The organism is Acinetobacter pittii, from assembly GCF_034064985.1.
Taxonomy (GTDB): domain Bacteria; phylum Pseudomonadota; class Gammaproteobacteria; order Pseudomonadales; family Moraxellaceae; genus Acinetobacter; species Acinetobacter pittii_H.
On the sequence record NZ_CP139249.1, the window covers coordinates 589,949 to 614,589 of the forward strand.

The following is a 24,641-nucleotide window of genomic DNA, read 5'->3' on the forward strand; positions in this document are numbered from 1 at the left end:
CGATATTATAGAAAATCTCATTTAGGTAATAATCTGAGTAATATCTTAGATTTTGCATTTTCTTTCTCTCTATTTCTGGGTCGACTAGAAAAAAGGAATAATTTATTTCATTATGATTAAAGTTCTTATCTCATTTGGTACGCGTCCTGAAGCAATTAAAATGGCACCTGTGATCGAGTGTTTGAAGAAAGATAATAGATTTGATGTTAAAGTATTAGTGACTGCTCAACATAGAGAGATGCTTGATCAAGTATTAGAAGTTTTTAAAATAATCCCTGATTTTGATTTAAATTTAATGAAAGCTAATCAGAGCTTAAATCAGCTTTCTGCAAATATTTTACAGAATATGGATAGCATTTATCAGAATTTTAAGCCACATATAGTGTTAGTCCATGGTGATACACTATCTGCATTTGTGGTAGCGCAATCTGCATTTTATAATCAAATTGATGTGGGCCATGTTGAGGCTGGATTAAGAACTTATAATTTAAAATCGCCTTGGCCTGAAGAAGGTAATAGACAGTTAATTTCTAAAATTTCTAATTTGCATTTCGCTCCAACTGAGTTAGCTGCTGAATGTTTAACAAAAGAAAATATTCAATTAAATAATATATATATTACTGGAAATACTGTGGTAGATGCTTTATTGAGTGTTTCTAATCAAATATTGCCATTACCTGTAAAATATGATGGTAGTGTTTTAAAACTGAATAAAAAAATAAAAAAAATTCTGATTACAGGGCACAGACGTGAAAATTTTGGTCAAGGTTTTATTAATATTTGTCAAGCTATTAAAGATTTAGCATTAAAATATCCTACAATAGAGTTTATTTACCCTGTTCATTTAAATCCTAATGTGAAAGATATTGTTTTTAGTTATCTAAGTGATATTAAAAATATTATTTTATTACCACCACAGTCTTATTTAGAATTTATTAATTTAATGAAACATAGTTATTTAATCTTGACAGACTCTGGGGGGATTCAAGAGGAAGCACCAAGTCTGGGGGTGCCAATTCTAGTAATACGAGATACTACTGAAAGACAAGAAGCTATTGATGCAGGCACAGTCAAATTGGTGGGAACAGAAACTGCTTCAATAACATTTTGGGTAGAAACATTATTGGAAAATAGTGAGCTGTATCATCAGATGGCTAGAGCTAACAACCCTTATGGGGATGGTACAGCTAGTATTAAAATCAAACAAATTCTTTTGGATAAATATAGTCATACAATATAAATTACTTTAATTTATATTGTATAAAATAACGTATAAGTTTAAATAAATCTTTAATTTTAATACGAGTAGCTAGAGTCTTTAGAAAGTTTTTACTGTGAGTAATATTTTCTAAAGATTCTAATTGTTCATTAAAATATATCTCTAATGCATTTTCTTTATAACTCTTAGTTCTATCTGGTAACCAAGAACCATAAAAATGATGCGTAGCAAAATTTTTAGGTAAGTCTAAGCAAAAATGTGTTGATGGATATACATGAATTGTATTTATAGAATCCTTTCCAACTTGCAAGTTATTATTTAGAGGATCAATAAAAAAATTTTCTCTTAATATTTCTGATACCGAAAAAGTATTAGTACTCTCTTCAGCTGTATAAATACGTTCATGATAATATTCTAAAATTCTTTTGGTTAGGCTATGATTTGGTATTGAACCCCAAACAGCAGTAAAAGGAGAGCCTTTCCCTTCGAAACCTGTAAAGGCTTCGTGCTGTAAAAAAATATCAAGATTTTCTTTTAGCTCTACATCGGTATCTAGATAAATTCCTCCAAAATTATGTAAAGCATAAGCTCTTACATAGTCTGATACATAAGCATATTTTTTTTCATTATAGGCTGATAAAGTAAATGGTTGGCTTTTTATATCAAATGATTGTTCATTCCATATTTTTATTTCATAATCAGGACAAAATAATTTCCATGATTCCATATATTTAATAAGTTGTTCTGGGATTTTATTGGGACCAAACCAACAATAATGTATTATGCGTGGAATCATATATAATCTTTTCGTCTTTCAAAATAATATTTAAAAATAAAAAATCTATAATATAGATTTTTTATTTATCCGCATTTCCTTTTAAAACCATATAAATCAGCGCAACAAAAATAAGCAATGCACCTGCTAAGCTACTTACACAGAAATAAAGGATACGTTGACTTGTAGTGATGTTAAATAATTCATTTGCAAGGATATAGCGCATCAAAAACCATTGCGCAAGAGAGAATACAATCACGATTAAAGTATGTCGACGTACATCAGGGCGCATAGCCATAAAGCTGACCTCTAAATTAAAAGCAACCTATTATGCCACTGACGTGCTTTTTCGCAAAGTATAGCTTATGAAAATTGAATGTTTGTTTAATACTGTCTATTAAAAAACCCTGCATAAGCAGGGTTTTTTAATTTAAAAATCTAAGAATTATTTAGATTCTTCAGCTTTTGGCTTTTCACGTAAGCGAATGCCCAAGTCACGAAGCTGATTTGCTTCAACTGGAGCAGGAGCCTGAGTAAGTGGACATTCAGCTGTCTTAGTTTTCGGGAACGCAATAACGTCACGAATTGAAGTCGCGCCAGTCATCAGCATAACTAAACGGTCAAGACCAAATGCCAAACCACCGTGAGGAGGAGCACCATAACGAAGCGCGTTAAGTAAGAAGCTGAATTTCTCTTCTGCTTCTTCATCAGAAATACCAAGCGCTTCAAAAATCGCTTTTTGCATTTCTAATGTGTAAATACGAAGTGAACCACCACCAACTTCAGTACCGTTCAATACCATGTCGTAAGCAACAGAAAGTGCTTCACCTGGATTGCTCTTCACGTCTTCTACGCTAGATTTAGGTAGCGTGAATGGGTGGTGAACAGAAGTCCATTTACCATCGTCAGTTTCTTCAAACATTGGGAAGTCAACAACCCAAAGTGGAGCCCACTCACAAGTTGAAAGATTCAAATCGTGACCAATCTTGACACGAAGCGCACCCATTGCGTCATTTACAACTTTAGCTTTATCAGCACCGAAGAATACGATATCGCCATCTTGTGCGCCAACACGTTCCAACAGCTCAAGTACAATTGGTTCAATGAATTTCACGATTGGAGATTGAAGACCTTCAATTCCTTTAGCGAGTTCATTAACTTTAATGTACGCTAAACCTTTAGCACCATAGATGCCAACGAATTTGGTGTATTCATCAATTGCACTACGTGGCAATGATGCTGCACCTGGAACACGTAAAGCAACAATACGACCTTTAGGATCTTTTGCAGGTCCAGCAAATACTTTGAACTCTACTTCTTGCATTAAGTCTGCAACGTCAACGAGTTTCAACGGAATACGCAAATCTGGTTTGTCAGATGCATAGTCACGCATTGCTTCGCTATATGGCATACGGCGAAATTTTTCAAATTTTACGCCAAGCAAGTCGTTAAATAATTTAACAGTCATGCCTTCCATCAAATCCATGATTTCATCGTCATTTAAGAACGATGTTTCAATGTCGATTTGAGTGAATTCTGGCTGACGGTCAGCACGTAAGTCTTCATCACGGAAACATTTCGCGATTTGGTAGTAACGATCGATACCACCCACCATCAATAATTGTTTAAACAATTGCGGTGATTGTGGAAGTGCGTAGAAGCTACCATTTTGTACACGACTTGGTACTAAATAGTCACGTGCACCTTCAGGAGTTGCACGAGTTAAAATCGGAGTTTCAACGTCTAAGAAACCGTGATCGTCTAAATAATTACGGATCAAGTTAGTTACTTTAGAACGGAAACGTAAGCGATCTAACATTTCTGGACGACGGATGTCCAAGAAACGATATTTTAAACGGTGTTCTTCTGACACGTTGATTGTGTCATCATTTAATGGGAATGGCGGAGTTTCAGAAGCAGCAAGAACTTCGATTTCTTTGCCTAAAACTTCGATTTGACCACTTACCATATTTTGGTTTTCAGTACCTTCATAACGGCGACGAACACGACCTGTAATTTTTAATACATATTCAGAACGTGCCTTATCTGCAGTTGCAAATGCTTCTGGAGTATCTGGGTCAATAACCACTTGAACGAGACCATCACGATCACGCATATCAAGGAAAATAACACCGCCATGGTCGCGGCGACGATGTACCCAACCGCATAGTGTAACGGTCTGGTCGATTTGGGCTTCAGTTAAAGAGCCACAGTAATGAGTTCGCATCATGATGAAGATTATCCAAACTATATTGGCTGAAAGGACGGATGCGTAAACCGCGCACCGTCAAAAAAGTAAGTTTTCGATTATGCCTTGTTGGATGGTTTGCCACAAGAACTAGATCAAAAAACCGCGGAAATTAAGCTGAAAATGAGCAATTTGGCAGCAACTTTAAGTATTCACCCCATTCTTTTTTGTCGATCTAAAACCAAGAATAGTAAGCATCCTAAGCTAAAGGTACTTAACCAGCCTTGCATAAATTCATTAATAGAGCGACCCGTGAAATAATACGTATCGGCATGCCAAACTTCATGAGGAATGTAGCGGGCATAATCCCAAAAAGAGAATAAACCTAACACTGTAGATAGAATCAACAAACACCATGCGAAAATTTTAATTTTATAGTTTACTTTCCAGTGTTGTTTATAGCGCTGATAATAGTGAACACTAATCCAAACAATAAAAGGTAGCGCAAGAGCAGAGGAGCCTAGCTGCAAAAGACGATGTAAGGGATAAGGGTGTCCCAAAAGATGAACTGTGGTCGCTAATACATCTTTAAATATAAAAGTCCGAAAGTCAGAATGTGTTAGGCCATCCCAAATTAAATGAGTTGCAATCCCTAAAATAAGTGCGAGTAATGTTCCAATCAAAAATAAAAAAATACGTTTTAAAGAGTTGAGGCCAAGATCATGTTGAATGCCAAAAAAACGATAAATTACAGGCCGGTAAAGTAAATACCAAATAGCACAGAATAATAATCCTAATGCAAGATTTGGGTAGAGAAGTCCTTTCCATTGATGAGTCAACATCCCTGACTGCATTGTAAATAAGCGGTAAAGATCGGGTGTCATACTGCCAATTGCTAATGCAGCAATTGGTAAAGTGTTTTGACTAAGCTTGGAAAGAGGTGGTGCTATAACGGCATGAGAGATTGTAAAAGGCATTATAAAACAGGAATTACTCACATCATTTAATTGGCCAGTCTAACGAATCATCTAATTAGAAATGTTTTTTATTGCAAAACAACTGAAATGTTATAATATAACAAAACAAAAGGCGTAGCGATCAGAGAATCACCTCATGTTGTTCTATAAAAATATTTTGACCATATCTATTTTGGCTGCAATATCGGTACCTGTATTTGCAGCAGAAAGTGAAAATGTTGAAAAGCTAGAAACCATCCGAATTAAGGCTCACCCACTTGAGCAAACGTCACAAGATTTTGCTGTTGCAGATACCGTGGTTGATCAAAAGCATTTGTCGCAAGGTGCTGCCACCATTGGGGATGCACTTAGTAGTGAAGTCGGAATTTACGCGAATCAGTTTGGGGCTGGTTCGAGTCGTCCAGTCATCCGTGGACAAGATGGACCACGCGTTAAAGTACTTCAAAATTCATCAGAAAATATTGATGTCTCGACATTGTCTCCTGACCATGCTGTTACTGTAGATCCTGTGCTTGCGAAACAAGTCGAAGTAATTCGCGGCCCTTCAACTTTACTGTTTGGTGCGGGGACTGTCGGTGGTTTAGTTAACGTCATTGATAACAAGATCCCTACGCAAATGCCTGAAAATGGTTATGAAGGACAAGTTGGCTTACGTTACAACACTGGAAGTGATGAAAAACTGGCGAGCGCTGGCGTAACTGTTGGCTTGGGCAGCCAAGTTGCATTACGTGTTGAGGGGTTAACACGTGATGCGAATAACTATATTGCACCAAACTATATTCATGAAGGTGAAAAAGAGCGCCGTGTAGACAATACCTTTGCGCAGGGTGACTCGGTTAATGTTGGTCTGTCTTGGATTTATGACCGAGGTTATACGGGTATTTCTTATAGCAACCGTCGGGATCAATATGGCTTACCGGGGCATAGCCATGAATACGAAACCTGCCATTTAGATGATCTGAGCTTGCATTGTGGAGACCATGATCATGAAGAGGGTGAAGAAGCTCACGATCATGAGCATGAAGAACATGAACATGAACACGAACATGGCGGCCCATGGATTGACTTAAAATCTGAGCGTTATGATTTTAAAACTGAGTTAAATGATCCATTTGCAGGCTTCCAAAAGTTACGTGCACAAGCGAGCTATACTGACTATCAGCATGATGAAATTGAAGAGGGCGCAATTGCGACCCGATTCCAAAACAAAGGTTATGACGGACGTATTGAGTTAGTACATAACCCTATTGCAAGTTGGGAAGGGGTAATTGGCGCACAGTTAGGTCAACAGAAATTAGATTTAACTGGCGAAGAAGCATTTATGGCTCCGACCACTACCAAAAAGTGGAGCGTATTTGCTTTAGAACATAAACAATGGAAAGACGTACATTTTGAGCTTTCTGCCCGTGCAGATCAGCAAGAAATTGATGTAGACGACAACTCTAAGCAAGATTTTGATGGTTCGGCATTTTCTTACGCAGGTGCTGCAAATTGGGAGTTTGCACCGAACTATAAATTTTCTTTTGTTGCTTCACATCAAGAGCGTTTGCCTTTAGCTCAAGAGTTATATGCAAATGGTGGACATTTTGCGACGAATACTTATGAGTTGGGGAATGATCAACTCAGTAAGGAAAAATCGAATAATGTTGAATTAGGTTTGCATTTTGATAATGACAAACTTGATTATCATCTGCATGTTTATCATAACTGGTTTGATGACTACATCTATGCGCAAACCCTTGACCGTTATAAAGACTTCCGTTTAGTTCAATACACTCAAGATAAAGCTCGTTTCTATGGTGCTGAGGGTGAAATTGGTTATCAAATTACCCCAATGTACAAGATCAGTGCTTTTGGTGACTATGTACGCGGTAAAATTGATGCCGAGGGTAACGCCCCACGTATTCCAGCGGGACGTCTAGGTACTAAAGTTGATGCAAACTTTGGCGATGGTTTTAGTGGTTCTGCCGAGTACTATCATGTCTTTAACCAAGATAAGATCGCAGCTTACGAGACCGAAACTGAAGGCTATAACATGCTCAATCTTGGCGTGGCATATTCTGGACAATATGGTGCAAAAACAGATTATCGTGTTTATATGAAAGCAAATAACTTGTTAGATGACACGGTTTATCAACATGCTTCGTTCTTATCAAATATTCCACAAGTTGGACGCAATTTTACAGTAGGTGTCGATTTTAGTTTTTAAGGCTTTAACACGAAACTAAACTTGAAAAATCAATCCAAAAGACCTAATTTGAAACCATCAAGTTAGGTCTTTTTTATGCGTATTTTTCAACGAATTCATCAAAAAATAAATTGGTCAGGGCGTCGTTATATGGCGGTATTACTTTGCGTTGTTGCTATTGCATATCTTGCATCGGCGATTTACCACACAGTAAAACCATTACCACAAGGGATTAACTTTAGTGGCAAGCTTAGACATGCCGATGTCAAATTTTTAGCTGACAAAACCTATCTAGATGCGAAAGGGCAACAGCAGGTTGATCAGCACATCTTTGATGAAATTTTGAAAATGATTGATGAGGCAAAATCCACAATTGTGGTGGATATGTTCTTGTTTAACTCAGAAGTGGGTGACTCAAAACTCAAGCAAAGACCATTAATGCAAGAGTTAACCGATGCATTAGTAAGTAAGAAAAGACAAAATCGCCAAATTCAGATTGTTATGATTACCGACCCGATTAACTCGGTATACGGTGGTATCAGCCCTGAACACTACCGTCAGTTACGTCAGGCAGGTGTTGATGTGATTGAAACGAATTTAGCCCCTTTACGAGCTTCTAACCCATTCTGGTCAGGCTTCTGGTACATCTGCTGTCAAAATATTGGCAATAACTCTGAAAAGGGCTGGTTACCAAATCCATTCGGTGATGAAAAAATTACACTACGTAGCTATTTGAACTTATTTAATTTTAAGGCAAATCATCGTAAAACCGTTGTCGTTGATACCGATGCGGGTTGGAAGTCATTGGTGACCTCAGCAAATCCACACGATGGCAGCTCTAGACACTCTAATGTCGCGTTGGTTGTAACAGGGGCGACAGCTGCTGATGTTCTCCAAACTGAAGCTGCTGTTGCGCAAATGTCAGGCAGTAGCTCTCCATCGCTCATTTTAGGTGACTTTGAAAAAGATGTAACCAAACCTCAAGTTCAGGTATTAACTGAAGGGGCGATTTATCAATCTGTATTGAAATTGATTAATATGGCTAAACCTAAAGAGCATCTTGATTTAAGTATGTTCTATTTATCTGAACGTAAGATTATTAAAGCCCTAAAAAGTGCTCAAGAACGAGGCGTTATTGTTCGTGTTTTACTCGATCCAAATAAAGATGCATTTGGTCGACAAAAGAATGGTATTCCAAACCGTCAGGTGGCTTCAGAGCTACACGCTGCGGGCATTCCAATCCGTTGGTGTGATACCCATGGTGAGCAGAACCATAGCAAAATGATCTTGAAATATAATGCCCAACACGCTGAGCTGATCGTAGGATCTGCCAACTTTACGGCCCGTAATTTAAAGAATTACAACCTTGAAACGGATATGTTGGTCATCGGCAAAGTTCAAGATCAAGTTTTTAAAGATGCTCAAGATTACTTCAATACTTCGTGGTCAAACCTACAAGGTAGACAGATGAGCGTGGATTACGCGAAGTATGCAGATGAGTCTAAAGTGAAGTATTGGATTTATCGTTTTATGGAATGGTCAGGGTTATCGACTTTTTAATCACTATCTTTGGAGTTTTCCAAAAATGGCTTGTGCCTAGAGTCATCCACAACCTGCCCAAAATCTGAGATTAAATTGTTTTTGCAATAAAATTAGATAAGCGAAAACAGTGAACAGGTTTTGTGGATGACAAATGCTTTTGGTTACTTTGGGCGAAACCAAAGTAACGAATTAGCTACTACAAATAGAAATTAAAGCGGTAAGACCCCGTCGTGCTAATTAAAAATAGATAATAAAACTTTGAATATTTTAAGGCGCTGGCGGAATCAATTGATCCAACGCTTTATCATCAAGTTTTTCGATTTCACTCAAATCCGTCTTAATTTTCCACTGCGACTCGTCGTCAACAGGATTTGGTAAACGCGCTTCAAGCCAATCGCAAACCACATCCGGAGAGAATTCAGGATGGTTACATTGAATAATCCATGATAAAAAATCTTTGGCTTCACCATTCATGTAAGGTGGCGGTGAAACAGGAAAGAATAATGTGGGTAGACGTTCATTCGTCGATAGATAGTTTAAAACATGACCTAGTTCTTGAACTGTTTGCCATGCTAGCGAATGTTCTACATCAATACTGAACTTAAACCACCAAGCATGTTCGCCATCTGCTCCATGAGCCATAATACGGGCTTCTTGTACACTTGGAACTTTGCAAAAAAATTGATGAAGACGCTCAAAACTGATTTCAGACACAGCAATTGACCTAGTTTGAAAAATGCTAATGGTAGCACAGATACAGATTCTTCATATTTTCTTTATAGTCATTACAAAGTTTAGCAATCAAAGCGGTTTTATTCATGGTTTCTCCTTGAGTCTCTTCTAATCTAGCTTCATATCAAGATTAAAAGGAAATAGGCCATGAAAAAGCCAATCGTTCTTGTACTTTCGACATTAATGTTAGGTATATCAGCTACCGCGATGGCCGATTCTGGACACCGTTGGAACAATGACCATGGTAAAAACTATGATCGATATGAGCATCGTGATGACCGCCGTCATGATTATCGTAATGATCACCGAGCGCCAGTTTGGTCAAATGCTGATCGTGGTAAGCATTATGGTAACTATGTTGCTTTTAAACGGGGTGAACGTATTCCTACCCAATTTCGCCATAGCCGCTATTATGTTTCGGACTGGAGAGCGCACCATTTATATGCGCCACCACGTGGTTACCACTGGGTTAAAACACCTAATCAGTACTTATTGGTCGACTCAAGACACAACATTTACCGAGTTCGTTAAATATAAAATAACAAAGGCTTCAATTTTGAGGTCTTTTTTATGCCAACTCGTCATCTTGCGGTTGAGGGGTTTTCAAGTTGTTGGAGGTTTTTGCATGTTTCTCTTTCATCACTGATGGGTAGTGCCATGAAGCAAATCGTACGACGAGAATAGATAAGGCTAAAATCAAAATTGAACCCGTAATAATGACTTGATCGATATCCGCTTTGTGGTCATGTTGAATATCTGAAATGAGTAGACGGGTTAAGGCCGTAATCGCGACATAAATAAGAAAACGTACAGGCATATGATTGGTTTTAAAGTAAATTCCAACCATTGCTCCAAGCTCTAAGTAAATGAATAATAATAAAATATCATCAATTGAAGCATACTTTTTGACGGTCAGAATTTCAAAAACCGTATTGGCTGCCGACCATGCCACCATACACCCGATAATAAATAAGGCTAAATAATGGAAGGCTTCTACGGCGTAATGTCCGAAACGGTCAAGTATTCGTTCGTATTTTTTAGGATCAGGCATAATAAGATCTTTTGTTTATTTCGTAATGTTTAGAAATTAAACAAATTTTGTGCCAATGGAAATAGTAAATACAAAATAAAAAACGCCTGATTATTCAGGCGTTTTTTATAAAGAACTTAATTAAGCTTGATTTGTAAAGTAATCTTCACTAAAGCTCATAATTAAGTCAGAACCAGCTTTGATTTTAGCAATACGTGCATCAATATCCGGCAAGATACGTTCAACAAAGTACTGAGCCAAAGCAAGTTTGTTTTGGTAGAAATCACCAGACTTATCTTTAGCAGCGGCAGCAATTTTCGCAAACATGTATGAGAAGCTGAGTAAACCCACTGCATGTAAATAATCAACCGCAGCTGAGTTCGGGAACTCTACATTTTCAGCAGCTTGCTCAATAATAAACTGAGTGATTGCTTCGATTTCAGTTGCAGCATCTAAAGTTGCATCTTTAATGAAGTTCAAATCAGTGTCTAAGTCATTTGCAAAGTCACGAATTTCAGTGATGTATTCAGCAATGAACGCACCGCCACATTTAATGGTTTTACGACCAATTAAATCTTGAGATTGAACGCCGTTAGTTCCTTCGTAGATTTGAGCAATACGAAGATCACGAATACATTGTTCCATACCCCATTCACGGATGTAACCGTGACCACCAAATACCATTTGAGCATCTAAAGTCGCTTGGAATGCTGTATCTGTGAGGTAAGCTTTTGCAATTGGAGTTAAAAGCGCAACACGGTCATTGGCTTTTTTCACTGCTGCTGCATCAGTTGAGAATTTAGTGATATCGAGTTGTTGACCTACATAGACTGCAAATGCACGAGATGCTTCATTATTTGCACGTACATTTAACAACATACGTCGTACATCACCATGCACTAAAATGCTGTCAGCAGGTTTGTTTGGTGATTGAACACCAGCTGCACTGCGGCCTTGTAAACGGTCAGTCGCGTACTGAGCAGCATTTTGATAAGCAAATTCAGATGCACCTAAACCTTGAATACCCATTGATAAACGTTCGTAGTTCATCATAACGAACATGGCAGCAAGGCCTTCGTTTTCTTTACCAACGAGGTAACCTTTAGCTCCATCAAAGTTCATCACACAAGTTGCAGATGCTTTGATACCCATTTTATGTTCAATAGAACCTGGGCCAACATGGTTACGGTCGCCTAAAGAACCATCTTCATTTACCAAATATTTTGGTACGATAAATAACGAGATACCACGTGAACCAGCAGGGGCATCTGGAGTTTTAGCAAGTACCAAGTGAATGATATTTTCTGCTAAATCGTTGTCACCGCCAGTGATGAAAATTTTAGTACCTGTAATGTTATAAGTACCGTCTTCATTACGTTCTGCTTTGGTTTTGATAATACCTAAGTCAGTACCTGCATGTGGCTCGGTTAAGCACATGGTACCTGACCATTCACCTGAATAAATCTTAGGTAAATAAGTTTCTTTTTGTTCTTGTGATGCGTAGCTGCTTAAAGCCATACCTGCACCCACTGAAAGAAGCGGGTAAAGCATGAAAGATGGGTTAGTCGCGAATAACATTTCATCAGAAAGAACGGTGAGCATTTTTGGCATGCCTTGTCCGCCCCATTCTTCATCGGCACCTAAGCCAATCCAGCCACCTTCTGCATATTGACGAAATGCATCTTTAAAACCAGCTGGTGTGAACACCTCGCCGTTTTCATAGCGAGCGCCTTCTTCGTCACCGGTACGGTTTAATGGATGAGTCACGTTCTGAGCAAATTTAGCCATTTCTTCTAAAATTGCTTCAGCTGTTGCAGCATCTACATGAGCGAGTTTCTCATTAGACTGCCAAAATTGTTCTGCTTTAAATACATCATTTAAGATGAATTTCATATCAGCTAAAGGAGCATTGTAAATTGGCATAATCGTTCACCTTTTTTGTGCACATTGGCCTGTGCTAGATATCCTGTAAAACGAAATGGATATGGAATTTAAAGTGTAAATTTATCATTGATTTTATAAAAAAAGGACCGTCAAAACTGAGCAGTCCTTTTTTGTTTTTTAACATTGCATATCGCAACTAACTATGGTTAGAAAGCGAAATGTTCAGCATCTAATGACATTAATGGATCTAGACCACCAGCGATCACATCTACATGAGAACGTACACGTGGCAAGATTTTCTTGAAGTAGAAACGAGCAGTAGTTACTTTCGCATTGTAGAAGTCAACATCGGTTGTGCCAGCTGCTAATTTCTCTTGTGCTACAAGCGCCATACGAGCCCATAGGTAAGCTAAAGTGATATAACCTGAGAAGTAGAGGTAATCTACAGCAGCAGCACCGACTTCATCTGGATTTTGCATCGCACGCATACCAATTTGCATAGTGAGATCGCCCCATTCTTTGTTAAGTGCCGCAAGCGGTTCAACAAATTCTTTCATAGCAGCGTTGTCTTTGTTTGCTTCTACAAATTTATGGATGATCTTAGTGAAGTCACGTAGCATTGCACCTTGAGTTTGCAATACTTTACGACCTAACAAATCAAGTGCTTGAATTTCAGTTGTACCTTCGTATAAGCAAGCAATACGTGTATCACGTACGATTTGCTCCATGCCATGCTCAGAAATAAAGCCATGACCACCGAACACTTGAACACCGTGCTTAGCAGATTCAGAACCTGTTTCAGTTAAGAATGCTTTTGCAATTGGAGTCAATAAAGACAAGATGTTGTCAGCAAACTTACGCTCTTCTTCAGTTTCGCCTTTTTCAACGATATCAGCGTATTGAGCAAGTAAGTAAACAAGTGCACGACCGCCTTCAGCAAACGCTTTTTGAGTTAAAAGCATGTTGCGAACAGCAGGGTGAACAATAATTGGGTCTGCTTCTTTTTCTGGAGCTTTAGGACCAGAAAGTGAACGCATTGCTAAACGTTCTTTTGCGTAAGTCAACGCACCTTGGAAAGATGACTCAGACGCTGCTAAACCTTGAACAGCAGTACCAATACGTGCTGTGTTCATGAAGGTGAACATACAGTTCAAACCACGGTTTTCAGGTCCAATCAAGTAACCTTTCGCTTGGTCAAAGTTAATGACACAAGTCGCGTTACCATGAATACCCATTTTGTGTTCGATAGAACCACAGCGTACCGCATTACGTTCGCCAATAGATCCATCTGCATTTACATTGAATTTAGGAACGATGAATAATGAGATACCTTTAGTACCTTTTGGTGCACCTGGTAGGCGAGCAAGAACGATATGGATGATGTTCTCGGCCATGTCATGTTCACCAGCAGAGATAAAGATTTTCTCGCCAGAGATTGCATAGCTACCATCAGCATTTGGTTCTGCTTTAGAACGGATAATACCCAAGTCTGAACCTGCGTGAGATTCAGTTAAGCACATCGTACCCGTCCAAACACCTGAAACAAGGTTTGGTAAATAAGTATTTTTTTGTTCATCAGAACCGTGATGCTCTAATGTACGTACAGCTCCGTGAGACAAGCCTGGGTACATGCCCCATGCCCAGTTAGAGCTACCTACCATTTCAGAAATTGCGATACCTAAAGAGTTAGGTAAGGCCTGACCACCGTATTGTTCTTCTGCTGATAAAGACGGAAAGCCAAGTTCAATATATTTTTGATAAGCTTCTTTAAAGCCTGTTGGAGTAGTAACTACGCCATCATTCCAAGTACAACCTTCGCGGTCGCCAACTTGGTTTAAAGGAGAAAGTTCATTTTCACAGAAGTCCGCCGCAGCTTCTAAATATTGATCAACCAATTCACGGCTTACGTTACCTTGGAAATCAGGTAATTTTGCATAGTGTTCTTCAGCATTTAATAATTCATGCAAAACGAATTGCATATCACGTAAGGGCGCTTTGTATTGTGGCATATCGGGTTCCTCAATACTGGTGAAACCAGAGTTATAATCTTAATCTATGATAATGTGCCATGAGGCACCTTGGACTATTACATCGTGCAACAACTTGCATAACTGTACAAGCACCTCAGGACCTTTACTTTGTGACTGCAAAGTCAAGAAAAAAATACTTAAATGATGTAAGTGCTTTGAGTGTAAATACTTTTGATTATGTTTATATGATACAAATAGTCAAAATCGTAAATAGTTATGTATAAGCAAAAGGCGCCTATAGGCGCCTTTTGTTTTATGATTTTTAGAGTTATTTTGCTTGAACAGCTGCAGGCGCAGGGGCATTAACGGGTGGTTGAGGACGTTTTGGTTCAAAACGAAGGTTACATGTTCCTTCAAGTGTTTTATCGCCAACTTGAACATTTACTGTTTGTCCATTGGCCTTGCCATCACAAGCCTTTTGGATTTGTTCAAAACGCGCTTTGCGTTCTGCACGATATTGTTCCCATGCTGCTTTTTGTTCAGGCGTAAATTCACGGTGCTTCATACGGTGGTGACCCTCACGTGGGCCATCTTGCATCATTCCGCGCTCTGGTTTAGGTGGTTGAGTGGTCGATTGACAAGCCGCCAAACTTCCCATTGTTACAATTGCCGCACTGAATAATGCAATTTTTGCCGTCATTTTCATATTTAAAGCCCTTTAATGTTGTGTTTACTGATGGCTTAAAGATTAGATAATAAAGATGTAGAAACAATGGAGAGTTTTTCTTTTCGTTGTTGGTTACAATGCAAAATATAGCGTAAAAATGAGAGAGTGCTTTTGAACGTTCTACGTGTTCCCATTGCATTACGGTTATTTTTGACAGTCTTGCTCACTACATTACTTATTGCGACTGCAAGCTTGAGCGTTTTGCACTGGACAATGCAAAAGAACTTTGCCAAATATGTAGCCGACGTTGAAATGCAGAAGCTCGACCGTCTCATTACTAATCTGGGTGATGTTTATACGGTCTACCATGATTGGGGCAATGCAATTCAGGCTCAGATTTTACAAATCGAAGGAACCGCGGCTCCCGATGACTATGATCGTCTCTCTCAGTGGTGGCTTCGTCGTCAATATGACATTGCCATACAACAGCATTCTTTCGATGAACATGCCCTTATCAATATCTCACCTCAAGTTGCACCAACTAATAAAAATAGTATTTTTAGTGAGGAAGAGTTAAGAACACTTGAGCAAAATTTACCTTCACAATATCAACCCTTTGAAGGGTTGCGTTTCCCTTTAAGTGCTAACCAGTTTCGTCCAAGTGATGATAAAAATAAATCAAAGAAGGGGAGCTTAAAAGATATTGAAACGCAAAATGGTAAGAAGCGTTTTATCGCTTTACCAGACCGCTTAGGATTGAGTTCGCGTTTATCTTTATATGACGCGCAGCACCAGTTTGTAGTAGGTGAACCACCTTCTTCAGATCAGATGTCATTTCGTCCGATTATCTTGAACAATCAAGTTGTAGGATATTTGGGTTTGAAACCTGTTTTAGATAAAGAAGATGCTTTGAGTATTAATTTCTTTAGTAACCAAAAGCGCTATTTACTCTTAATTTATGCTTTAACCTTACTTTCAAGTTTAGTTGCAGCGCTTTTGATGGCGACTTATTTTAAAAAGCCGATTCAGCGTTTATTAAATGCAACCAATGAATTAACGAAAGGAAATTATCAACATCAAGTTGTTATTAAACGAAATGATGAGTTGGGCGATTTATCAACCCAATTGAACCATTTAGCAGAAATTTTACATCAGCATGAAGAGTCACGACGTCAATGGGTGGCAGATACGTCCCATGAATTAAAAACGCCTTTGGCTGTATTGCAAGCACAAATTGAAGCGATGCAAGACGGGATTCGAAAAGCAACCCCTGAACATTTAGATGCAATGATGCGTCAGGTATCAAGTCTGAAAAAATTAACTCAAGACCTTGCAGACTTGGCACAGGCAGATGCTCAGCAGCTTAAGTGTTATTTGAGCTCTGTAAATCCATGGGAAGTGGTATTACAGGAAGTAGAAAACTTTAAACCTAAACTTGAGCAGGCTGGTCTCGAAATTCAGGTTGAAGGAACAAGTTCTCCGCTATTATTAGACCGTGATCGATTTAAACAGATTATTGTTAATTTAATTAGTAATAGTATTCGTTACACGGAAACAGGTGGCAAAATTCATATTCATACAAGTCAGACTCCTCAAGAGTGGACGTTATATGTCGATGATAGTCCTTATGGTTTAAGTGATGAGCAGTTATCCCGTTTAGGTGAACGTTTCTATCGCGTAGATGATTCGCGTACGCGTAGTACAGGTGGAACAGGGCTGGGCTTAGCTTTGTCTTGTAAGATTGCGCAGGCGCTTGGTGGTACACTCAGTTTTGAACATTCACCATTAGGTGGTTTACGTTGTGTACTTACTTTTAAAAAGCAGAGTTAAATATAAAAGGAAAAATATCTCATGAAACATGTGATGTTGGTTGAAGATGAAGTCGAATTAGCGCATTTGGTGCGTGATTATCTTGAAGCTGCCGGTTTTGAAGTAAGTATGTTTCATGATGGTCAGGATGCCTATGCGAGTTTCCAGCAACGTAAACCAAATTTGATGATTCTGGACTTAATGGTTCCACGAATGGATGGTTTAACGATTTGCCGTAAAGTTCGTGAACAGTCAGATTTACCGATTATTATGGTCACTGCCCGTACCGAAGAAATTGACCGTGTATTAGGTCTTAACATGGGCGCTGATGATTACGTATGTAAACCATTTAGTCCCAAAGAGTTAGTTGCTCGTGTACAAGCTGTTTTACGTCGTTTAGAGCGTAAGGCAGAGCCTGAGCAAAATGATTCTTTCCGCATCGATAAAGCTCAGCAACGAATTTGGTATCAACAAAAATCGCTGAGTTTAACGCCAACCGAATTTCGCTTACTTGAGCTATTTTTAGAGCATGTGGGGCAAGTTTATTCACGTGCACAATTATTGGATCATATTAATCCAGATAGCTTTGATGTTGCCGATCGTGTGATTGACAGCCATATCAAAAACTTGCGCCGAAAAATTAGTGAAGCGGCTGAAACTGGTAACCGTCATGAATGGATTCAAGCCGTTTATGGTGTAGGTTACCGCTTCGAATATCCTGAAGAGTAGGTCTTCATAAAAGTTATTCTGTGGATAACCACAATGTTATCCACAGAAAATGTGGATAAAAAATTAAGACGAACAACTCACTGCCACATCAGGCATATCGCTTGGTAACGGGCCTAAATCTTCCGGTTTTTCCAAATCAGGCTGTCTTGTGTAAGGATGGTTGAGTAGTTTAAATAAACGGTCAACTTCACTAAAATCATCGCGTTCAGCTGCTTCAATAGCGCGCTGCGCCATGTGGTTCCGTAAAACATAAACTGGATTTGCTTTTTGCATATTGGCATCCAGCTCATCAGTATCTTGATGTTCACGAATACTTTGATATTGGCTGAGAAACTCATCAAACTGTCTAATATCAAGACAGTCATCTCGTAAAGCTTTGTATTCTTTATTTTGAAGACGAATAAAACTTTGAGTGTAATCGAGTTGTTCAGTTTGTAAGATTCTTAAAAACGCAAAACTACAATCAAGGCTGTCTTTATGGAAATGGGGAAGTCCCATTTTTTGACATAAACCTTGTCCATAGTGTTCTAAAAAGATTGGTTCAAATTGTTCTAAGCAACGTGCTAACTCTTCTTTGAACTGATCTTTTTGTTCAGGCTCTGCAAGAGGGATTAAGTTGTTTAGCCACGTCCATAAGTTCCAATGGCCTATACTCGGTTGATTTTGGTAAGTATAACGACCTTGGTAATCCGAGTGATTGTTGATCCAGTTCGGGCGAAAACGCTCCATAAAACCATATGGCCCAAAATCGAGTGTTGAACCTGTAATATTTAAGTTATCGGTATTCATCACGCCGTGAGCAAACCCAACCAATTGCCATTTTGCAATCATGATTGCAGTACGCTCAACTACTTTTTTAGCAAAGGATAAAATTCGGTTTTCAGTTTCTAAGCATTCTGGATAATGCCATTCAATACATTTTTGAGTGAATTCTGACAGCAACTCAGGCGCATATTGATTAATCCATTCGAAGTGTCCTAAACGAATATGACATTCAGATGTTCTCAGTAGCATTGCGCCTAACTCTAGTTTTTCACGCTGTACGCCTTGAGTTGAGGTTGTAAAACCGACTGCATGACTAGATGCGACGCCTAAAGCATTTAGAGCATGTCCTGCTAAATATTCACGGACCACAGAGCGTAATACTGCTCGCCCATCTCCCATTCTTGAATAAGGCGTAGGACCTGCACCTTTGAGATGAAGGTCGATGGTTTGGCCCTTTGTATTCAGTATTTGCGCAATCAGTAAACCGCGACCATCACCAAGTTGTCCTGCCCATTGTCCGAATTGATGGCCAGCATAAACCATCGCAAGTGGAAGAAATTCAGTGAAAGTATGTTGTCCACTACAGATCTCAACCCATGCATTTTTATCGTCTTCTGACCATTGCAGTTCATCAGCCAAAGCACTGTTAAAATGTCCTGCTTTTGCACCACGTAAGGGTGATGGCTGCTGAACATGAAATAGTTTAGACGGGAGTGAAGGGTAGAGCGGATTAAACTGCATAGGATTAGCAAAATAGAGAGAGCGGATTTCACTATAACACAGTTAAAAAGCAGGCATAAAAATAGCTCCCGAAAGAGCTATTTTAGATCAGAATTTATTTTAGTCTGACACCACGTTGGTATTCTTTTTAACACTACGCATAAGTGTTTCTAAGCATTCACGATGATGACTTAGACGGTGTTCAAGCAATTGGAAATCAACTTTAAGCTTATGATCCATTCTATGAATCTTTTCAGCCATTGCTGCTTTTTTAGCTTGTAACTCTTGTTCTTTAAGTTTTGCCCAATCATTTAAGGTGTGTGTAAAAGCTTCGTACTCTTGTGCAATACGTTGCTTCATTTGCGTAATGTCTGCATTTACATCATGACCATAAATAGCAAGGTCTTGTTCAGCATATTTAAATTTCATCGCGAGTTCTGCTTTTTTAATATTAAAGCTTGGGATACGACGTAAATTTTTAGCTAAACCAATTTTAGAACATGACCAGATCAACCATTTTGTTGGGTCATACTGCCACCATTTCACACCATTACGATAGTCGTATTGGAAGATATGGTGATAGTTGTGGTAACCCTCGCCCCAAGTGGCAATGGCTAACCAGAAATTGTCACGTGCTGAGTTTTCGTCTGTATAAGGACGTTTACCAAACATATGGCAAAGTGAGTTAATAAAGAAAGTTACTTGATGGCTAATGATTAAACGTACTAAACCACCCAAGAGTACTACACCCCATAGGTCGCCAGTCGCCCAACCGATTAAGCCTAAAATACCAACATGAACTGCAACTACCAGTAAACCGTAGTATTTATGTTGGAACATGACCAATTTATCGTTGAGTAGGTCTGGTGCATTTTTAAAGTCTGGCTCAGATGGTGAATGATCACGGATCATCCAACCCATATGGGCATACCAAAAACCACGCTCAATTGAATACGGATCTTCATCAACATCATCAACATGTCGATGGTGAGTACGGTGACCAGATGCCCAGAACAAAATACTATTTTGCACGGCAAATGTTCCACCGATCATTAAAAGAATTTTAAGCGGTAACGACGCTTCATAAGCTCGGTGAGCCCAAAGGCGATGGTAACCAGCAGTAATCCCCATACTACTTAGAGCTAAAAGAAAAAATAAGCTTACCCATGCGCTTACACTAAAATCATAATAATACGCATAAATCGGGATTATGATTGCGGCAAGAATTGGTAAACCAATTAAGGTAATGCTAGCGGTCCAGTTAATTGGGGCTTTGAGTGGGGCGGAAGTCATATCCGGCAGCGCTCCTAGAATCCTTGTGAAACAAGGTACAAAGACAAAACGACATAGCAAAACCAATCATCAAGATATATTGCTATTCTATCCTTCATATTAGCACGTGCTTAGTGAGAATCACTAGCATTATTGTACAGATGTATTGAAAGAACCGTAACAGAATTAAACTATGTCAAAGAGTTTTTCAAGCAGGAGAAGTTGTTTAATGAACGTACAACGATTGAAAAAAAAGAACAGCATTGATATTTCAAGAAAATTATCATTGAAGTGTGTCTTGGTCACAATCAGTCTTGTATTAGCCGCATGTCAAAGTGCACCCGAACAAACTACGAAAAAAGTTCAAACAAAAAGAACAGTTCATCAGACTCAAGCACCTGTTGTAAAAAAGAGAGTGAGTCTAGATGGCATTCAAGATATTGATTGGCAGATCACTCAGATCAGTGGTCATAAGGCAAAATTCTTTAACCAATGGCCCACTATTTCACTGAACTCAGCAGTCAAAACAGTATCCGGCCATACGGGCTGTAATGCTGTTTTTGGCCGTTATACATTTAATTTCAGCCAGCAAAAACTTGATATGCAAGTAAATGCAGGTCATTCAAGCTGTGATGGTGCTTTGGCTCAAGAAGCAGAGCTGGTAGATGCTTTGCAACGTATTCAACGCTTCCAACTCGTAGGTAATACGCTATATCTACTTGACCAGAGTGGTCAGCGCCTCATTCAGGCACAAAAGAAATAAAAGGTGGTTTTTACCACCTTTTTTATATTTATAGGACTTCTAACATCGTGGTTGGAATATCTGTAATTAAGCCCTGAATCTCTAAATCACGCAGCCTTTTTGCTCTTTCTACATCATTGACTGTCCACACACTAATGTTCAAACCATCTTGATGTGATAATTGAATCATTTCATCTGTTGCCAGTTGGTCGTGCCAACCAATATGACCGCAACCATATTGATGCGCGAGTTCAATTGCCGTTGCCCCAACAGGAAGTTCAACTAACAATCCGCGTTTAAACTGAGAGTTGATATCGCGTAAGGCTGTTAGAATTTGAAGATCAAAACTTGTGATGGTGACGACTTTTTCAAAGCCCTGTAATTCCGTCTCAAGCTTTTGAACGAGTTTTTCGGCCAACGCCATATCTCTTACAGCTTTAACTTCAACTTCAATATGATCGAAGTTATCAAGTAAGTTTAAAACGGCTGTGAGTGTAGGTGTTGGCTCTGAATTTGGCCAGTCAGGCCAGTTTTGACGATGGTCAAATGATAACGCTTGAGCCAAAGTCGATTGCTCTACAATTTGATCGACTCCGGCTGTACGCAAAAAATTGTCATCATGAATAACAACTAACTCTTGGTCTTGAAGCTGACGAATATCGAATTCGACACCACGAATACCTAAATTTTTTATGTACTGAAACCCACCAAGTGTATTTTCAGGAGCTTCTCGGCGTGCACCACGATGACCAATAATGCGCATAATTTTCTTCTATGAAATCTTTTGATTATAGTCTCTTTAAAAAGAGCAGAGACCATGTTTAATCTAATCTAATTTTAAATAATCTCATTAATATTTTTTTGCCAAAGCACTTCTTGACCACCTTCGGCACGCTGTAAAGCTCGTGATGCAACAAATAACCAGTCAGATAGGCGGTTTAAAAGTTGGAGTGCTGTAGCTTGAATATTTTGATCACGAGTTTGTACTGACATGAGCGATCGTTCTGCACGGCGGCAAACGGCACGGGCTTGATGAGCATAACTACAAGATAAAGAACCAGACGGTAGGATAAACTCTTTAAGCATCGGTAAGTCTTCATTCATACGGTCAATTTCTTTTTCAAGAAATTCAATACAAACCGGCTGGAGTAGATTGTAATTTGGAATACAAACCTCTCCACCTAAATCAAAAAGCCAATGTTGAATCAGACTTAAGCTTTTATCCCATTCAGCCTTATCATTTACTTGGCTATCTGTGATTTGAGCACGAAGTACCCCAATAATGGCGTTGAGTTCATCAACATCACCAAGTGCTGTAATTCTTAAATCATCCTTGGCAACACGAGAACCATCACCTAAACCTGTTGTACCTGAGTCGCCTGTGCGTGTATAGATTTTGCTTAAACGGTGTCCCATGATGGATATCCTGAACATAAAAAAGGGATAATGTCGGTCAGAACATTACCCCGAAACTGGAGTTAAGAAAATATTTTTATAGTTGGAGTGAGAAATTAATAACGGAGAGTGACCCCAACAGAAGCTTGACGGCCACCATTCACATACCAATTACCAAAGTTGTAAACTGTTTTATATTCAGAATCACCCACATTTTCGATATTAGTAAATACTTTAATGTTTGGATTGATATTCCAGTAAGCATTTAAATCGACAGTAGCATAGCCTGAAACTTTTTGTGGATTAGCACTATTTTGAGCATTAGAGTTAGAGCGGGCGATAAGTGAAGCACTGACACCGTAAACAGTATTTTCTAAACCTGTAGTTAAGGTGAGTGTTTGCTTAGGACGATAAGCAATCTCTAAACCAGTTTCTTTATTTTTGGTTTTTACATAGGCATATTCAGTCGATAAAAATAGATCATCTTGTTTCCATTTAAAACCCACCTCTCCACCAGAAAATTGTGCTTTGTTTAGATTTTCATAAGTACTTGTCGTTGTGTTAGTTGCAGCATCAAAACTTGAAGTTGATGCAATTAAATTTTTGACGTCTGTTTTGTATACTGATAAATATGCTGTTAATGCAGGAGTAAACTGATGATCTAAGCCAATTTCATATGAAGTACTTTCTTCTGGTTTTAGATTAGTATTGCCATAAGTATGATAAATTCCACCAGAACCATAATCAGCTTCGCTGTGATAATACAATTCAGTAAGTGAAGGAGCTCTAAAAGCTGTTCCGATATTTGCATAAATACTAGTTGACGGTAATACAAAGTAACGAACAGCCCCTTGTCCTACATTATGTGTTCCAAATTTTTCATTATCTTCGAGACGTATGCCTAATTGTGTGCTGATTTTATCAGTTTTATATTGGTGTTGTAGATAATAGCCTGTAGAATCAATACCTTGCTTTCCATTTAAAATCGAGGCATCTTGATACTCTGTATTATCAATGCTTGCGCCAACCAAGATATTTTGTGCCTGTGTAAATTGCCACTTAACATTTAAATCACCTTCATTGCGTTTAGTGTCAGCATGATAAGGTGATGATTCACGATACTCTTGTGTATCTTTAAAATTAGAATATCTTGTATTGATAGTGATATTAGATGTCGGTTTGTATTCGATTCTGGTACTGACTAACTGATTGTCAAACTCACGTTTAGCTGTATTGCTTATGCCACCATTGTCTGAATAATTATTAGCGCCCTTATTTTGAGAAATTTCAACACTTGTATTTAAATTATTCTTATTGTCATAACCTAATTTTGCGCTATAACCTTTTTGATCATAAGCAGCTTTTAAATTGTCTGGTTGTGTGTTAAAAATATGTGTTCCATCACTTTCCATACTTTGCCCACGAATCTGAGCAAAGAATCCTGTATCACTGACTAAATCTGTTCTAATAATGGCCTTATACGTATTATCTTCACCATAAATACCTGTAACGAATGCAGAGTTTCTTTCAGGTGTAGATGTAATCATTTGGATCACACCACCAATCGCATCAGTACCATATTGAACTGATGCAGGACCTTTTAATATCTCAATGCGGTCAAGATTAGTTGTATCTAAAAGTTCAGGATAGATTGGGGAAAGGGTATTTGGAGTATTTAGACGTGCTCCATCTTTTAATAACACTACATGATTTGGATTTGTACCACGAATCAAAAGATTAGTGCCTTGTCCAAGACCACCATTTTGTTTGATATAAATAGATGCATCTTTTTGTAAGATGTTAGATAAATTTGAAATAGGATTTTTTTCAATTTCTTCTTTTGAAATCACTGAAATACGTGCCGGAACCTCACTCGCTTTTTCAGCACTTTTTGAAGCAGTGACTACAATTGGATCAAGCTGAGTTGCGTTCGTTGTATCTTCAGCAAAAATAACAGGTGAAAACCCCATCGCAATAGCGATAGCCCCTACCAGACGAGTAGGTTGAAAAGATTTAGACATAACATGCTCCATACAT

21 protein-coding genes are annotated in these 24,641 nt (G+C 38.6%); 7 read left to right on the forward strand and 14 right to left on the reverse strand.

Translation table 11 applies throughout. The annotated features are described in order from the left end of the window. Nucleotides 1-112: 112 nt before the first annotated feature. The gene (gene wecB, locus SOI76_RS02870; protein ID WP_104079934.1) at nt 113-1,240 is read left to right on the forward strand and encodes a non-hydrolyzing UDP-N-acetylglucosamine 2-epimerase; all 1,128 of its coding nucleotides are present in this window, start codon (nt 113-115) and stop codon (nt 1,238-1,240) included. 1 nt (nt 1,241) lies between these two features. On the opposite strand, the gene SOI76_RS02875 is transcribed toward wecB, so the two are convergent. From SOI76_RS02875 to SOI76_RS02890, 4 genes are all read right to left on the reverse strand, one after another. Then, complete coding sequence (locus tag SOI76_RS02875; RefSeq protein WP_104079933.1) at nt 1,242-2,015, reverse strand: glycosyltransferase family 32 protein; 774 nt, start codon at nt 2,013-2,015, stop codon at nt 1,242-1,244. A gap of 61 nt (nt 2,016-2,076) precedes the next feature. Beyond that, a complete protein-coding gene (locus SOI76_RS02880) occupies nt 2,077-2,292 on the reverse strand; it encodes a hypothetical protein (protein WP_104079932.1) in 216 nt (71 codons plus the stop codon). 147 nt (nt 2,293-2,439) lie between these two features. Beyond that, entirely contained in the window at nt 2,440-4,224 is a 1,785-nt protein-coding gene (aspS, locus tag SOI76_RS02885; RefSeq protein ID WP_005064200.1) for an aspartate--tRNA ligase, read from the reverse strand. A gap of 170 nt (nt 4,225-4,394) precedes the next feature. Beyond that, nucleotides 4,395-5,159 (reverse strand): DUF4184 family protein, encoded by a 765-nt coding sequence (locus tag SOI76_RS02890; protein ID WP_104079931.1) that lies wholly within the window; start codon nt 5,157-5,159, stop codon nt 4,395-4,397. Nucleotides 5,160-5,295: 136 nt separating this feature from the next. Here SOI76_RS02890 and znuD point away from each other — a divergent pair, with 136 nt between their 5' ends. Continuing rightward, nucleotides 5,296-7,368: a zinc piracy TonB-dependent receptor ZnuD gene (znuD, locus tag SOI76_RS02895; protein WP_104079930.1), complete on the forward strand. Its 2,073-nt coding sequence runs from the start codon at nt 5,296-5,298 to the stop codon at nt 7,366-7,368. A gap of 75 nt (nt 7,369-7,443) precedes the next feature. Further along, a complete protein-coding gene (locus SOI76_RS02900) occupies nt 7,444-8,907 on the forward strand; it encodes a phospholipase D family protein (protein WP_104079929.1) in 1,464 nt (487 codons plus the stop codon). A 249-nt stretch (nt 8,908-9,156) separates the two neighbouring features. Here the strand turns inward: SOI76_RS02900 and SOI76_RS02905 are convergent, their stop codons facing one another. Further along, on the reverse strand, nt 9,157-9,603 hold the full coding sequence (locus SOI76_RS02905; RefSeq protein ID WP_104079928.1) for a hypothetical protein: 447 nt from the start codon (nt 9,601-9,603) through the stop codon (nt 9,157-9,159). Between the two features lie 165 nt (nt 9,604-9,768). Between SOI76_RS02905 and SOI76_RS02910 the strand changes: the two genes are divergently transcribed. Further along, nucleotides 9,769-10,152 (forward strand): RcnB family protein, encoded by a 384-nt coding sequence (locus tag SOI76_RS02910; protein WP_104079927.1) that lies wholly within the window; start codon nt 9,769-9,771, stop codon nt 10,150-10,152. A gap of 37 nt (nt 10,153-10,189) precedes the next feature. On the opposite strand, the gene SOI76_RS02915 is transcribed toward SOI76_RS02910, so the two are convergent. The 4 genes from SOI76_RS02915 to SOI76_RS02930 form a co-directional block, all read right to left on the reverse strand. Next, the gene (locus tag SOI76_RS02915) at nt 10,190-10,672 is read right to left on the reverse strand and encodes a phosphate-starvation-inducible protein PsiE (RefSeq protein WP_002116490.1); all 483 of its coding nucleotides are present in this window, start codon (nt 10,670-10,672) and stop codon (nt 10,190-10,192) included. 120 nt (nt 10,673-10,792) lie between these two features. Next, nucleotides 10,793-12,574 (reverse strand): acyl-CoA dehydrogenase C-terminal domain-containing protein, encoded by a 1,782-nt coding sequence (locus SOI76_RS02920; protein WP_069030789.1) that lies wholly within the window; start codon nt 12,572-12,574, stop codon nt 10,793-10,795. A 167-nt stretch (nt 12,575-12,741) separates the two neighbouring features. Further along, nucleotides 12,742-14,544 (reverse strand): acyl-CoA dehydrogenase C-terminal domain-containing protein, encoded by a 1,803-nt coding sequence (locus SOI76_RS02925; protein ID WP_104079926.1) that lies wholly within the window; start codon nt 14,542-14,544, stop codon nt 12,742-12,744. 289 nt (nt 14,545-14,833) lie between these two features. Next, on the reverse strand, nt 14,834-15,211 hold the full coding sequence (locus SOI76_RS02930; RefSeq protein ID WP_104079925.1) for a hypothetical protein: 378 nt from the start codon (nt 15,209-15,211) through the stop codon (nt 14,834-14,836). Between the two features lie 132 nt (nt 15,212-15,343). Between SOI76_RS02930 and baeS the strand changes: the two genes are divergently transcribed. Together baeS and baeR are read left to right on the forward strand one after the other, a co-directional pair. Further along, nucleotides 15,344-17,002: a sensor histidine kinase efflux regulator BaeS gene (baeS, locus tag SOI76_RS02935; RefSeq protein ID WP_104079964.1), complete on the forward strand. Its 1,659-nt coding sequence runs from the start codon at nt 15,344-15,346 to the stop codon at nt 17,000-17,002. Between the two features lie 21 nt (nt 17,003-17,023). Then, entirely contained in the window at nt 17,024-17,710 is a 687-nt protein-coding gene (gene baeR / locus SOI76_RS02940) for a response regulator (protein ID WP_002116101.1), read from the forward strand. A gap of 63 nt (nt 17,711-17,773) precedes the next feature. Here the strand turns inward: baeR and SOI76_RS02945 are convergent, their stop codons facing one another. Continuing rightward, a complete protein-coding gene (locus SOI76_RS02945) occupies nt 17,774-19,216 on the reverse strand; it encodes a protein adenylyltransferase SelO (RefSeq protein WP_104079924.1) in 1,443 nt (480 codons plus the stop codon). A gap of 99 nt (nt 19,217-19,315) precedes the next feature. Further along, nucleotides 19,316-20,488: an acyl-CoA desaturase gene (locus SOI76_RS02950; RefSeq protein ID WP_016143072.1), complete on the reverse strand. Its 1,173-nt coding sequence runs from the start codon at nt 20,486-20,488 to the stop codon at nt 19,316-19,318. A 208-nt stretch (nt 20,489-20,696) separates the two neighbouring features. Here SOI76_RS02950 and SOI76_RS02955 point away from each other — a divergent pair, with 208 nt between their 5' ends. Beyond that, nucleotides 20,697-21,230, forward strand: coding sequence for an META domain-containing protein (locus tag SOI76_RS02955; protein WP_104079923.1), 534 nt, complete (start codon nt 20,697-20,699; stop codon nt 21,228-21,230). Between the two features lie 28 nt (nt 21,231-21,258). Here the strand turns inward: SOI76_RS02955 and ugpQ are convergent, their stop codons facing one another. From ugpQ to SOI76_RS02970, 3 genes are all read right to left on the reverse strand, one after another. Continuing rightward, a complete protein-coding gene (gene ugpQ, locus SOI76_RS02960) occupies nt 21,259-21,972 on the reverse strand; it encodes a glycerophosphodiester phosphodiesterase (protein ID WP_057076375.1) in 714 nt (237 codons plus the stop codon). A 74-nt stretch (nt 21,973-22,046) separates the two neighbouring features. After that, nucleotides 22,047-22,625 (reverse strand): cob(I)yrinic acid a,c-diamide adenosyltransferase, encoded by a 579-nt coding sequence (locus SOI76_RS02965; protein WP_104079922.1) that lies wholly within the window; start codon nt 22,623-22,625, stop codon nt 22,047-22,049. A 95-nt stretch (nt 22,626-22,720) separates the two neighbouring features. Next, the gene (locus SOI76_RS02970; RefSeq protein ID WP_104079921.1) at nt 22,721-24,637 is read right to left on the reverse strand and encodes a TonB-dependent receptor plug domain-containing protein; all 1,917 of its coding nucleotides are present in this window, start codon (nt 24,635-24,637) and stop codon (nt 22,721-22,723) included. Nucleotides 24,638-24,641 lie beyond the last annotated feature (4 nt).